The following is a 13,129-nucleotide window of genomic DNA, read 5'->3' on the forward strand; positions in this document are numbered from 1 at the left end:
GGCAAACCCGCATCTACGTTGGTGCATGGAAGATGTTGATGATAAGAAGCCCCGACTTCAACTTGCGATAGCAATTAAGTGGGGGAGGTTCACATATACCCAGCTTGCGGGTTGGAGCCGCACGTTTGCCGGCGGTTTCTTCCACAGTGCGGTCTATGATGAAATTCAGGAGCTGCGGACCGGAATGACGAGCGGCAAGGGCGAGGCGGTCAAGGTTTTGTCCGAATCGGCTGAATATCGTATCGGCTTGTCCGCCACTCCGATCTACAACTACGGCACTGAGAATTGGAATGTCCTACAGTTTATCGATCCCGGTGTCTGGTGATAAAAAAACTGTGGAACCAGTAAAAAAACTGTGGAACTCCTAGAACAGTCCCGATGATGCCTTTGTTAGGTCATCGGGACTTTTTTATTAAGAAGGGACTGTAGCCAGTGTTAGGGGAGCGAATTCGAGAAATTAGAAAGACGGATAGTAAACGTTTTGAAAGAGCTCATGTGGATCTAAGTAGACTTCTCGGTTATACAGCAGATAACTCAGAGAATGATGGGGGACCCGATCCATGGTGGATTGTTGGTGATTTTTGCTTAGCAGCTGAAGATTACAAAACCGACGGTAAAAATCCAATATCTTTGCATAAGGAGAGGCAAGTCAACGATCATCCGACGTGGATTACGCGGATGGTTCCGCAATTATCGAAAAACATTGATTTTGTTCGGGTCATTATCTCGCCATCAACATCTGTTGAGAGAGTAGCGGTGGCAATATCTAGGGATGTAACCTATTGGAACCAAGAGCAATTTGTAAACTGGGCTCAGTAATCGCTTATCGTGAGTATGGCATGGATCCGATGTCCATTAAAAATCTTCTGCAGAAATCACCACTATCCAGCCTTCAAACTTTCTGATAACAAGCCAAACCACCAAGATAGACTGGATTCATTTTTTATGAAGCATAACTTAGAGGTTACCCAATTAGGTGGCCTCTTCTTCTTTTTTTTTATCGCAATTGGCTTGTATAAAGGTTTCCAACTTTCTTTTCATGGTATTTTCTAGTGGTTCCACACTTTCTTTTTTTCATGGTTAACACGTGCTGTGGCAAACTCAATAAAATCAATAAAGATAGTTCCAACATTTTTATCACCTAACACCCGGCATACTCGGAACGTATGAGGAATTTGTGCGCGAATGGTGCGTGAACGAGCGGGAGGTGCGCGATCCGGCCGTATTGGGGAGCTTTCTGCGCGAGCAGAACGTCATGCTTCGCCGCACGAAGCGCGAGGTTGGCAGCCAGTTGCCCCCTGTCAACACGATCGTGGAGTATGTGGAACCGGATGTTTCCAAGCTAAGATCCGTACAAGAGCAGGCGAAAAAGCTGGCGTTACAGACATCCGGGGGAAGCTTTATGGAACGCGGGCGCGCCGCCCGCGAGCTTGATCTTCTGATGAGGCAGGCGACCGGCATCGCCAAAGCCGCCGGCGCGGCCAAATATGCCAAACAGCTGCTCGATGCGAATGTCCCGATACTGCTGGTAGGCTGGCATCGCGAAGTGTATGAGATATGGCTCAAGGAATTGGATATGTATAAGCCGGCCATGTATACAGGGAGCGAATCCGATAAGCAGAAGGCGGAGGCGGTGCAGCGTTTCGTCCGGGGCGATACGGATGTGTTCATTTTATCCCTGCGCAGCGGAGCCGGGCTAGACGGGCTGCAGTATCGGTGCTCGACCATAATGTTCGGGGAGTTGGATTGGTCGCCCAAGGTACACGAGCAGATCGTCGGACGGCTGAACCGGGAAGGGCAGCTTGACCGAATCACAGTCGTTTACCTGAACGCAGAGGAAGGGTCGGATCCGGTCATGCTCAACGTGTTGGGCATTAAGTCTTCTCAGTCGGAGAATATTATCGACCCCGATCATCAACTAAAGACGAATCGCGATGTGAAGAAAAGCAGAGTCCAGGCGCTTGTCGGCCGACTCCTATGACCTGCGTTCAAATTGCCAAGCCTTCAGAAATTCTGAAATGACGGTCATCGTCTCCTCCAACGCCTGACGGTCATCAGGGCTTTCCGCGATCCACAACACGGATTCGTTAAGGGCGCCTGATAGAAAATGAGTCATTGCTTCTAAAGGGGCCGGTTTGAGGTATCCTTCGCGCTGCATGAGATGCAGCTGCTCGCGCAAATGCCACATCGAGTTTTCCTCATCCATCTTGCGCCAAGCATCCCAACCCAACACAGCAGGTCCGTCTATGAGCAAAATTCGTCTGTTCCGCGGTTCTACGGCTGCCGCGACAAATGCGCGGCAGCCCAAAATCAGCTGCTCCCACGGATCCCCCGTTCGGGCGGCGGCAGCTTCCACCCGCTCCCCGATTTCCTTCTGTACCGATTCCAGTACCGCTTGGAACAAACCTCTTTTGCTGCGAAAATGATGGTAGAGCGCGCCCCGAGTCAACTGTGCTTCAGCCGAAATCAGTTCCAGCGACGTTCTCTCATAGCCATACTCCGTAAAATGGTTTCTGGCCACTTCCGTCAGCTTTATAATTGTTTCAAACGCTTCTTCTTTGCTTCTCTTCATACCGTTCTCCCGTTTTCCGTTATCTCTCGCATAAGTGCGGCGTTATTAAGCCGGCAAGACACTCGGCCAACTCCACTCCGAAATAATCTTTTAAAGCGATCGTGCTCATGCCGCTCCCACACTGCCTCCTTACCATAGCTTCTCGTGGTACTGTTCGCTATATGTGTCGGAAGGAGGAATAATTTTGATCACATCGATCAATACGCCGTTGGGATCACTCGTTATGAAATGCCGCTGCCCGAACTCCTCATCCCGGATATCCATCTGCAAGGGAAGCTTCTCCCGATTAATCAGCCTTTCGTATTCCGCGTCTACGTCATCCGTTTCAAAGTTGAGAATGAGTCCGGCTACGGAATGCCTGTAGGCTGAAGGGATAGTAGAGTGTCCGGATCCCAGAATGGCAAGTTCAAACGCCTGTTGGTTCCCGCGAAGAAGTCGAAGGCTTACGTACCAGTCGGATTCGAATACCGCCTCAAATCCGAAGTATTTTTGATAAAATGCTGCGCTTTCCGCTACCTGCCCGGTTAAAATGACCGGATAAAAACTGGAAACTTTCATTTTCACATTCTCCTCTTCATGTTTATAATCGGATATTAACATACAATCAGTATGTATGTAAAGTGTATTCGCAGGAGCAGGTTACGATGTACAAAGGAACGTCCTGTCATAAAAAGACTTCTGATCTATTATTCGAGAGTCCCTCGGCCACTTAGTGCCCGAGGGTCTTTCCTTTATGCAGTTTAGACGAAGAAGGATCTGGAGCTTTTTCATGCACGATGCTCCGTAATAGTGTACGCCCATGCGGCGGTGGCATTACGTGAGAGCACAATGTACCTAACTCAGGATATTAAAGTTTCGACGGCCTAGAACATGTCTCCTGAGTTAAGGTGATCGGTTTTTGCGGTGATATAGAGGGGAGCGGACTTTCCGACTACAACTTTTTTGTTGACATGATCCAAATTCCCTTATATGCTTTAGAACAATGCTCAGTAATTTTGGGAAAGGAGACGGTTTGAATGTTCAAAGGCCAATTCTGCCTCGATAAGAGACTTGAACCACAGTGGAGCCACGATAATGGCTTCCGCTTGATTTCCTATGAACAAAATTCGAAACGTCAGCTGCATCCTTTCTCGACGCATGATTAACCGCGACGATCTCGAGGTTATGTAACGGAGAGTTCAAGGGGCTGCTGACGGCGGCTCTTTTTGTTTCGTTCCTTTTCAGGAACGGGACGAGAGGAGTTGATCGCAAGCGGCCCCTTTTTGATAACCATAGAATTTATAACATTGAAATTGAGACTACCCGCTTTTCTGAATGTACTTCGATAGAAGTTTTTCTTATTATAAGTAGTAAGAGTTAATGATTTGAAAAAATGAAAATTAATGGTTGACAGTGTCGGATGCACGATGCTATGATGTGATCCATGAAACAGTAAAACAAAAGCGAGAGGACGGTGACGAAAATGAAAAAGTTCGCAGAGCAAATGTTATTCATAATCGATGAAAGGAATTACTCTTTCGAACAACTCTGGAATCAGCATCATCCGTTCGCCGGCCAACCTCATACATGTAGTCTTTTCAATCAACGCTTAGAGCGAAGCGGGGGATAGGTGCAAGCATCCGTCCTAGCAGATCGATATATAAGTGTTATTGCAAAGACTGCTGATCTCCAGCGGTCTTTTTTCATGCCTGTTATTGGGAATGGAAAGGGATCGGGAGAGAGTAGTCTTTTTTTCTCATCCGATTAGATCGTAGGGAAGGTGAAATCAAATGAGAAAGTTGATAAATCCGAAATATGAACAACAGGAATGGACGGGTTTTCATCGAGAGACAACGAATGATCTCTTTGGTTTCTTATTGCCAATTTCTCTATTCCCTATCGGTAGGTTAGATGCGGAGGCGTTAACAGATCCTCCTGATTAGATCTGTTGCGTACTCATAATTGATCTAAGCTGCCGGAATGTCGGGTGTCTTTCTCTCTCCAATCAGGAGCGGGAATGGCTTCGGCATGACAGGCAGCTTTTTTTATACCCTGGTTCTTTGCAAGATGGAGGTCATGGCGAAATGGTTAACGCGACGGGTTGTGGCCCCGTTATCGCCGGTTCAATTCCGGCTGATCTCCCCAATCAATGCCCGATAGCCAAGCGGTAAGGCAGATGACTTTGACTCATCGATCGCAGGTTCGATCCCTGCTCGGGCAGCCAATTATGGATGGGAAAGATCAGATAGGTTGCTGTATGTATATCGTCGACCGAAAGATGTGCGGGTCACCCCCGCTCCTATCCGCCAACGGGACGCAGCTCAGTTTGGCAGAGCGCTTGCCTTGGGAGCAAGATGCCGCAGGTTCGAGTCCTGCCGTTCCGACCACATGACGCGGTGGTGAAAAGGATGAACACACGGGCCTTTCAAGTCCGGATGTACGGGTTCGAGTCCCGTCCGCGTCGCTTTTACGTTCATATTTATTGCACCAAGATTAGGAGGATCAACAAAATGTTTACCGATCACGGTAAAAACCACAAAGAGGTGGCGCTTAACAACGGACGTCTTCATGTATTTGCCAATGACGAAGTATTCGCTTCGTTCGAAAACAAAGTTTATGAAATGGCAGACAACATTCTCGCGGTACCGCGGATCCAACATATGAGCTACACGCCCGATGCTCATGTCGGGGTAGGGACATGTATCGGTACTACCGCCGTTTGGAATATGTCCGACGGATTCGTCTCGCCGTCTACGGTGGGTTCGGATATCGGCTGCGGAATGCGAGTGCATCTGACTTCGCTCCATAAGGACGATTTCGCAGACAAGGCTTTGAAGCGGTCGATCATCAAAGCGATCGAAAAGCATTCGCCGGTAGGAGAACGGGCGGCGTCGAACTATAAGGACATTAAAGTGTCCGATATCGTGTTGAACGGTGTCCACGGTCTTCCGGCAAAGTACGTTCCCGATCACTACACGCCATCCCAACGGACCTGGACGGTCAATCTGGAGACGGACCGTTTCAAGATCGACAAACCGGAGTACATCGAAGATCACCCGGAAAACCCACATCTAAAAGAAGGGATCTGGTCGCGGGCTTGGAAGACAATCGGAACGCTTGGTGGTAGACTTTCCGCCACCCTAGTAGCGTGATCTACTAGCGAAAAACTCGTCCAAAACGGGAAAAGCTGAGATGCTAATTCCGTGGGAAGCGGTAATACGCCCCGTAGAGAGCAGAGGGACTTGAGCATCCTACCAGGTGAAGCTGGGGATGAAGGTGTGCTCCGAACTAACACGAATCGGAAGTGTTAGAGGTTAGCAGAAATGACTAACCCATTACGAAAATGTACTTGATAATCTCAATGAAATGGTTGTAATATCTCCATGAAATGAGTTAAGGAGATGTAATAATATGGATTTGAGAAATCCTTCACTGGCTTACTTATTCGGTTTTATTCAGGCAGATGGTTCGCTGTCCGAGGAAACGAGGAATCGAGGCAGGTTGTCTATTGAGTTGCACTCAAAGGATCGTTCGATTCTTCAGGAGTTCAATCAACTGATTGCTTGTTCTACGCTGAATGAAAAAGATCGAAGGTCGAAAGAAATGGACCCCTGAGGAGGATGAGTACATTTTGTCTCATACAATTAAAGAAGCTTCTGATCATTTAAAGCGTACTCAGCGAAGCATAACTCTTAGACGTTGGAGACTTCGTAATAGTAACAACAAGGGAAACCATTTTATCGAGCTTCAACATCTTGAGATCGCCGATGAATCGCGCAAAACCGCCGAACGGTGGGGACTTTTTGACGGACAGGTTATAGTCATGATTCATTCCGGCTCCCGCGCGTGGGGAGGAACGATCGGTCAGGAGAATACGAAGGAATTCAAGGCTTATATGCAAGCTTGGGGTGTGGGCGGCGCCGATCCGAACTTGGTGTACGCTCCGATCAACACACCGGCCGGAGAGAAGTACATTACCCAAATGTACTCGGCGCTCAACTGCGCAGTTGTGAATCGGCACATGATCGCTTATGGCGTCCTGCAAGCGTTCAGGGACATCTTCGGGTCCGATTTTCAGATGCCCCTGCTGTATGACTTGATGCATAACTACGCCTTGAAAGAATTTCACCGGAACCGCCCGATGATGGTTCACCGCAAAGGCGCGACCAGAGCGCTGCCGCCGGGACACTTCTTGAATCCAGCTCCTTATAAAGAGAGCGGCCATCCGGTTATCATACCGGGGTCGATGGGTACGGCAAGCTACTTGCTGGTCGGTCGTCCGGAAGGGGAGAAGAACTTCTACTCCGTATGTCACGGCGCCGGTCGTGTGCGATCGCGCTCCGCCACCAAGCAGCTGGTGACCGTCGATGAATTCGCAAGCTCCATGCGGGTCGGGGAGGACGACGAAATTCTCGTCAACCATCGCTCGCTCCAAACGATTCTGGACGAATGCCCGCAAGCGTACAAGGACATCGACCAAATCATCGATTCCATCACAGGTGCTGAGCTCGCGTCCATTGTTGCCAAATGCCATCCGATGGTCGCCGTTAAAGGCGTATAACCTTACAGATGAAAGGAAGAAGCCAACCTTGCGTTTCAGGTGAATCCCATGAAGAGACAAAGACGACAATTCCCATTGATTCATGAAATGGAGTTCCACAACCTATCGGAAAGGAATCTCAGCATCGAGGATGTATTCATACGGATTGCCCGGTTTATGGCTCAAGATCCGCGAGCGGTTTACAACATCATAGTCGCTACCGACGCGCAGTGTCATACCGGTCACACGGTTTTTGACACCTGCATCGTTTCGCACCGAGTCGGAAAGTGTGCATGGGTCTGTTACCGGAGGGTCATCCTCCCGAGAGAGATTAATTCCGTTAAAGAGAAGCTGTCACTGGAAACAAGCTTCAGCCAAGAGATTGCGGCTTTGTTCGATAACGGCAGACGAAACATGTTGGAAGATATCATTCTCCCATATATAGACCAAGGTGCCGACATCAAATACTTTGTCGATATTGATGCCGGTACGGACACGATCAAAAACAAAACGGCCGCTTATGTATCCGAAATGGTGGAAAGGGTGGAATCGATGGGTTTGACGGCTCGGGTGAAACCTGAAGCTGCAATGGTGGGGTTGGTGGATCGAAAGACGAAACAACCGTACAGGTTCAAAATTTCCGCAACCGCTACGTAAACGTCAAGAGGAATTGTATGGCGCCCGGAAGGCGCCCCTATGATTAGATCACCGCCTCTTACGAAACTGGTGCGGCGTAACGCCCATCCGGGCTTTGAAAAACTTGCAAAAATAGGAGCAATTCGTAATGCCGATTTCTTCAGCGATGAGGGAGATCGGCTTATTTGTCGTGGTCAACAGCATAACGGCTTGATGAAGCCTTCGTGCAGCGATGTATTCCGTGATGCTTACGCCGATGGCTTCTTTGAACAGGTGCGACAGATGATAAGGGGACAAGTGAAGCGCTTTGGCCATCGTTTCCAAACGGAAAGGTTCGGCATAATGGGCTTCTATCCATCTCAATACATGTTCCGCTTGATGGGTCTTACGCGTACCGGCCGGGGTATGATGATCCTTTTGCATATGCCAAATCCGCTTGAGACAACGAAACAGTGCAACGATAAAAAGCGAAATTTCCTCGAGCTCGTCTTTCTTGGATAGCGATGAGGATCTTTGATCCATGCTTTGAAACACGTTTATCAGTTCGGAGTGGTTTTCCAGCCCATAAATGCACGGCGTTGAAAGCTTACCTAAATAAATATGTTTATAGAAGTCATAAAGGGCAGGCCACTGTTCGAAAAAGGTTTCAAACATCGCGGGTTCGAAAGTGGCGAGAGAGCGTTCGAACGAATGGCCATGCGAGTAATCCAGTTGAAGATGATGCAGCTGGTAGGGCTGAAATACGCATAGCATGCCGGAAGAGATCTCGTATCTGGTGTTGTTGACTACCATCGTTCCTCTGCCTTCGTGTATGTACAATATTTCGATCCCTTGGTGGGCATGAAAGGTTTCCTTAAACTCATTGTCAACATTGATACGTCTGTATGCGAAATAAAGGGGAACGTCGGTAAAATTGTGGTATCCGCTAGCCGCCATATGTTCCGTACTCCTATCCCGTCCGATGGATGATATCCGCAACGCAGCGTTATATTTATCGCAATCTGTGAAAACAAATGTTTCTTCATTATAAGTTTAGTTATATCAACATAGCAATGAAATCGCTGACAATTACGGGGGGACTCAATTCATGTTAAAAGTTGCGGTCATCGGTGCGGGTTCGATCTCAGGGGCACATATAGACGGGTATTTGCGGTTCGGTTCGAGGTGCGAAGTTGTTGCGGTTTCGGATATATACGTCGAGAAGGCGCAAGAAAAGATCAACCGGTATGGCCTCCGGGCAGCAGCCGTGAAGGATTACAGGGAACTGCTCGACAAAGATATCGATTTGGTTTCGGTGTGCACGCCTCCTTATACCCATGCGCCGATAACGGTTGATTTTCTCCGTGCCGGTAAACATGTCATCGTCGAGAAGCCGATGGCGTCATCGCTACAAGAGTGCGATTTGATGAACGAAGCGGCGCGGACGAGCGGGAAGATCCTGTCTGTCGTGGCTCAAAACCGCTTCAAAACGCCGATCATGAATCTAAAATCGATTTTGGAACCGGTCTGACCGGTCCGATCGTCCATGCACAGGCAGACTCCTTATGGTGGAGGGGGCACTCCTATTACGACCTCTGGTGGCGCGGCACGTGGGAGAAGGAGGGCGGCGGCTGCACCTTAAATCATGCGGTTCATCACATCGACGCTTTGCTGTGGATGATGGGCCAACCGAGTGAACTGCTCGCGGTAATGAGCAATGTATCGCACGATAACGCGGAAGTGGAGGATTTGTCGGTTGCGATCCTGCGTTATCCGGGCGGGGCACTGGCGCAAATTACGAGCTCCGTCGTCCATCATGGAGAGGAGCAGCAGCTGATTTTTCAGGGGACGAACGCCCGTGTATCAGCTCCTTGGCGCACGGACAAGTGGATAACGTACTTACCGCAATTGAAACCGGCGCTCCCATTCTGATCGATGGAGAGAGCGGACGCCGTACGTTGGAGTTGATTGTAGCCATTTATAAATCAGCCAGCCTCGGCCAAAACGTAAAGTTTCCGATCGGTCCGGATGATCCGTTCTATACGCGTGAGGGGATGCAGGTGCACGTCACTCGTTTTTACGAGAAGGCCCGAAGCATCGCGACAATGTCTGGACAACTCCAACGAATCGAGAACATGCGCCAACAGTTCGTTTCCAATGTGTCGCATGAATTTCAGTCGCCGTTAACTTCGATCAAAGGTTTTTCCGCCGAACTTGCCAATGATGGCCTCTCCCCGGACAATCGCAAACGTTATGCGGAAATTGTGACGCTCGAATGCGAACGGTTATCCCGTCTAAGCGAGGATTTGCTGAAACTGGCGTCGCTGGATGCCGAACAATACCCGCACAGGCCGAACCTTTTCCGTCTGGACGAACAACTGCGACAGGTGTTAATCGCGGTCGAACCGATCTGGTCCGATAAGTTGCTGCACGTAGAAGTGATGTTGGATAAAGTTCAGATTACAGCGGATTCAGATCTGTTATATCAGGTATGGTTGAATTTGCTCTCTAACAGCATTAAGTTCACCCTTACGGGAGGAACGATTCGGATTTCGCTTACTCGAAGAGGCGGAGATGCCAATGTTTGTATCACCGACACAGGCATCGGCATCCCCGAACAGCATCTTGATCGTATCTTCGAACGGTTTTACAAGGCGGACCGCTCCCGAAACCGCAATACCCCGGGCAGCGGGCTCGGTCTGTCCATCGTCCAGAGCATCGTAACGCTTCACGGCGGACGGATTCAGGTTCGAAGCGAGCCTGGCAAAGGTACGGAGGTGACGGTATCGCTGCCCTGCTGAACATCATCGAAGGGTTGCAGACCATCTGCGATATTTTCCGAACATCGAATAAAGAACCGGGACTACGATCAGTGTGAGCACCGTAGACGTCGTCATCCCTCCGATCACCGTTACGGCAAGTCCGCGCGAAATGAGTCCGCCTGTTTCTGAAATGGCGAGGGGAAGCAGCCCGCATATCGTGGCGCAAGCGGTCATAAGGATCGGACGCAGCCGGATTTTGGCCCCTTCTATAATGGCGTTTTCCAGGTCGACGCCCGCTTTCCGGTTCGCCTCCACACGGTCCAGCAATACGATCGCATTCGTCACAACGATACCGAGCAGCATCAGCATTCCTACGAGAGAACTGATCGACAGCGATTGTCCAGTCAGATAAAGTCCGGCAAGAACGCCAGTCGGGACGAATACAAGTGAGCTCAGGATGATTACAGGCGTCAGTACGCCCCCGAACGTTACGCTTAAAATGATGAAGATCAATCCGACAGACGCCCCCATCGCCACGAACAGATCGGTGAATCCGTCCTGTACATCTTCGGCTCCTCCGCCGACGGCGATTTCCACGCTGTTCGGCATAGGCAGCGTACTAAGATCGGCTTCCACTTCAGCTGTGATGTCCTTGTTTCCCCTCATATCTGCCGAAACTACCGCGTATGTCCTTCCATTCAACCGGTGAACCGTCGCGAGTTCTTCCGATACGGAGGCTTCAACGACGTCTCCGATTCCGGTTGTTCCAACTGATGTTCTCACATTCTTCAAGGATTCGTTTTGCATCATGTAATGTTCGACTTGTCGGGCTGCTTCCGACAGTTCCCGCATATTCTCGGAGAACAGCGTGACCGTAATGTTCTCTCCGGTCGGCGGTCCGAATTCGATGTCTTCGCGGATGCCGACTTGTACACCCGGATATAAGCGTTCCACGAATGCCGTCAATCGTACATCTAGACGATCCAGAAACTGTTCCGGGTCCGTTCCAGGCTTCGTGTGAATCAATATCTGGGCGATTTCCGGTTTCGGCAGCCCGTAATCAGCCGCTTCGGGATCCGTGGCCAAACCGATATATGCCGTATGGAAATCAACCTCGGGCCATTGGGTCAAATGATCGCCGATCTCACCGGCGACTTCTTCTGTTTGCTCCAATTCGGTCTGAGCTGGAAGAGTAACGGTTGCTCTAAACACGGTTGTATCTGCATTAGGCAGGAAGGATACGCCGATCAACGGCACGAACAGGAACCCTCCCGCCGTCAACAAGATTGCCGCGCTAAGAACAACTCCCTTTCTTTTCAAACAATGGCGAAGCCATTTCTCATAAGTGTTACTGCTCTTCTGTTTGCGTTTCTCGGATTTGACTTTGTTCAGCAAGCGGCTTCCGAATAACGGAATAACGGCGACGGATACGAGCAACGAGTTGAGTACGGCAGCGGCAGCCGTAACGGCGAACGGACGGAACATCTCGCCGGCGAGGCCGCCAACCAGCCCGAGCGGCACGAAAACGACGACGGCAACAAAAGTGGATGATGCGATCGCGCCGATGACTTCCTGGATGGCTTTAAGCGATGTTTCGTTGCGAGACATGCTGTCTCCATTTACGGCTCTCCATCGGTAGATATTCTCAATGGCGACGATGCTGTCGTCGACGATCCTGCCGACGGAAACCGCTAACGCCCCCAGAGTCATAATATTAAGGGTGTAATTCGTGTAATCGAGAAGCATGATGGTGGCCATAAGCGATAATGGCAACGAGAGGATGGCGATGATGGTTGCGCGAATGTTCCGCAGAAATAAAAAGATGATTAGGACGGTAAATAGAGCTCCGTATACGCCTTCTCTCATCATGGTATCGACCGAAAGCCGGGCTTGTTGGCCTTTGTCCGACAAGACTTGAATGTCAAATGCGCCCGCGTCCTTATATTCTTGCAGTACTTTGGCAGCCTGCCGGGTTAACTCGACGGTGTTGGCACCCCGTGCTTGAAAAATTTCAAGCGTGTAGCTTTCACGGTTATTGAATCGCGATCTTTCGTCGAGTACGATTGCCTGTTCGAATCGGGCGACATCCGACAGCTTGACCGGATTGCCTGATTCATCTCGTGCCGCCCCGATTCCGATCACGTTGATCTTACCCGCACCCGGTATTTTTTCAAGTCTGGGCAAGATTTCATTCAGGAACAAGGTTCGGATTTCGTCCCCCATCCGCTCGCTTGTTACGGCAGCCGCATAAACCGGCTCCATGTCAAAGAACGCTTGATTGACCTGGACCGATACTTTGTCCGGCATCGAAACAGAGTCGATTGCATCCTGGACTTCCAGGACGGCTTCCCTCATATCTTTCGTAAACGGATAACTGACTATAAATCCTGCTCCCTGATCGGTTGTCGTGCTCTCCACATTGTCGTATCCCTGCAAACGAAGCAATTGGCGCTCGATCGGTTCCGTGACAGCCTGTATGACGTCATCCGCGTTTGCCCCGGGATAGGAGACATGGACAACGACATCGTGTACTTCAATATCCGGGAATTCGGTCACTTTCAGTTTGGAAAATGACCATAGCCCACCCGCCAGTACCATCATGCACAAAATGACGATGGCAGTACCGTTTCTCAGACTTGCTTTCATCAGAAAATTCATATT

Annotated in this window: 11 protein-coding genes, 4 tRNA genes and 3 pseudogenes; 14 read left to right on the forward strand and 4 right to left on the reverse strand. The window is 49.8% G+C overall.

Features of this window, described 5'->3' with window-relative positions; all coding sequences use genetic code 11:
- The 3 genes and pseudogenes from JET16_RS10245 to JET16_RS10255 all read left to right on the forward strand — a co-directional run.
- A pseudogene (locus JET16_RS10245) lies at window positions 1–325 on the forward strand (hypothetical protein); the annotation flags it as partial.
- A 107-nt stretch (window positions 326–432) separates the two neighbouring features.
- Window positions 433–819, forward strand: coding sequence for a hypothetical protein (locus JET16_RS10250; RefSeq protein WP_199615764.1), 387 nt, complete (start codon window positions 433–435; stop codon window positions 817–819).
- Window positions 820–1,177: 358 nt separating this feature from the next.
- Entirely contained in the window at window positions 1,178–1,981 is an 804-nt protein-coding gene (locus JET16_RS10255) for a helicase-related protein (RefSeq protein WP_199615765.1), read from the forward strand.
- Here JET16_RS10255 and JET16_RS10260 read toward each other — a convergent pair.
- Together JET16_RS10260 and JET16_RS10265 are read right to left on the reverse strand one after the other, a co-directional pair.
- Window positions 1,976–2,572 (reverse strand): TetR/AcrR family transcriptional regulator, encoded by a 597-nt coding sequence (locus tag JET16_RS10260; protein WP_199615766.1) that lies wholly within the window; start codon window positions 2,570–2,572, stop codon window positions 1,976–1,978. The genes JET16_RS10255 and JET16_RS10260 overlap by 6 nt on opposite strands.
- A 129-nt stretch (window positions 2,573–2,701) precedes the next feature.
- Complete coding sequence (locus JET16_RS10265; protein ID WP_199615767.1) at window positions 2,702–3,130, reverse strand: VOC family protein; 429 nt, start codon at window positions 3,128–3,130, stop codon at window positions 2,702–2,704.
- A gap of 458 nt (window positions 3,131–3,588) precedes the next feature.
- Between JET16_RS10265 and JET16_RS30555 the strand changes: the two genes are divergently transcribed.
- The 9 genes and pseudogenes from JET16_RS30555 (at window position 3,589) to JET16_RS10305 (ending at window position 7,748) form a co-directional block, all read left to right on the forward strand.
- Window positions 3,589–3,717 carry a hypothetical protein gene (locus JET16_RS30555; RefSeq protein WP_267908680.1) on the forward strand — a complete coding sequence of 43 codons (129 nt, stop codon included), beginning with the start codon at window positions 3,589–3,591 and terminating at the stop codon, window positions 3,715–3,717.
- A 904-nt stretch (window positions 3,718–4,621) separates the two neighbouring features.
- Window positions 4,622–4,696, forward strand: a tRNA-His gene (locus JET16_RS10270).
- 5 nt (window positions 4,697–4,701) lie between these two features.
- Window positions 4,702–4,775: transfer RNA gene (locus JET16_RS10275), tRNA-Gln, on the forward strand.
- 86 nt (window positions 4,776–4,861) lie between these two features.
- Window positions 4,862–4,938 (forward strand) — tRNA-Pro (locus JET16_RS10280).
- A gap of 3 nt (window positions 4,939–4,941) precedes the next feature.
- Window positions 4,942–5,015: transfer RNA gene (locus tag JET16_RS10285), tRNA-Glu, on the forward strand.
- A gap of 46 nt (window positions 5,016–5,061) precedes the next feature.
- Window positions 5,062–5,703 (forward strand): RtcB family protein, encoded by a 642-nt coding sequence (locus tag JET16_RS10290; RefSeq protein WP_199615768.1) that lies wholly within the window; start codon window positions 5,062–5,064, stop codon window positions 5,701–5,703.
- A 259-nt stretch (window positions 5,704–5,962) separates the two neighbouring features.
- Window positions 5,963–6,166 carry an LAGLIDADG family homing endonuclease gene (locus tag JET16_RS10295; protein WP_199615769.1) on the forward strand — a complete coding sequence of 68 codons (204 nt, stop codon included), beginning with the start codon at window positions 5,963–5,965 and terminating at the stop codon, window positions 6,164–6,166.
- Window positions 6,167–6,278: 112 nt separating this feature from the next.
- Window positions 6,279–7,112 (forward strand): annotated as a pseudogene (locus tag JET16_RS10300) (RtcB family protein); the annotation flags it as partial.
- A gap of 48 nt (window positions 7,113–7,160) precedes the next feature.
- Window positions 7,161–7,748 carry a ribonuclease H-like YkuK family protein gene (locus tag JET16_RS10305; protein WP_199615771.1) on the forward strand — a complete coding sequence of 196 codons (588 nt, stop codon included), beginning with the start codon at window positions 7,161–7,163 and terminating at the stop codon, window positions 7,746–7,748.
- Window positions 7,749–7,796: 48 nt separating this feature from the next.
- On the opposite strand, the gene JET16_RS10310 is transcribed toward JET16_RS10305, so the two are convergent.
- Entirely contained in the window at window positions 7,797–8,663 is an 867-nt protein-coding gene (locus JET16_RS10310) for an AraC family transcriptional regulator (protein ID WP_199615772.1), read from the reverse strand.
- Window positions 8,664–8,814: 151 nt separating this feature from the next.
- Between JET16_RS10310 and JET16_RS10315 the strand changes: the two are divergent.
- Window positions 8,815–9,805 (forward strand): annotated as a pseudogene (locus JET16_RS10315) (Gfo/Idh/MocA family protein); the annotation flags it as partial.
- Between the two features lie 36 nt (window positions 9,806–9,841).
- Window positions 9,842–10,507, forward strand: a complete 666-nt coding sequence (locus JET16_RS30055; RefSeq protein ID WP_233531411.1) for a sensor histidine kinase — start codon at window positions 9,842–9,844, stop codon at window positions 10,505–10,507.
- A gap of 3 nt (window positions 10,508–10,510) precedes the next feature.
- Here JET16_RS30055 and JET16_RS10325 read toward each other — a convergent pair whose 3' ends face one another.
- Complete coding sequence (locus tag JET16_RS10325) at window positions 10,511–13,126, reverse strand: efflux RND transporter permease subunit (protein ID WP_199615773.1); 2,616 nt, start codon at window positions 13,124–13,126, stop codon at window positions 10,511–10,513.
- Window positions 13,127–13,129: the final 3 nt, after the last annotated feature.

The sequence above is a fragment of the Paenibacillus alkalitolerans genome (genome assembly GCF_016482785.1).
GTDB lineage: Bacteria > Bacillota > Bacilli > Paenibacillales > YIM-B00363 > Paenibacillus_AE > Paenibacillus_AE alkalitolerans.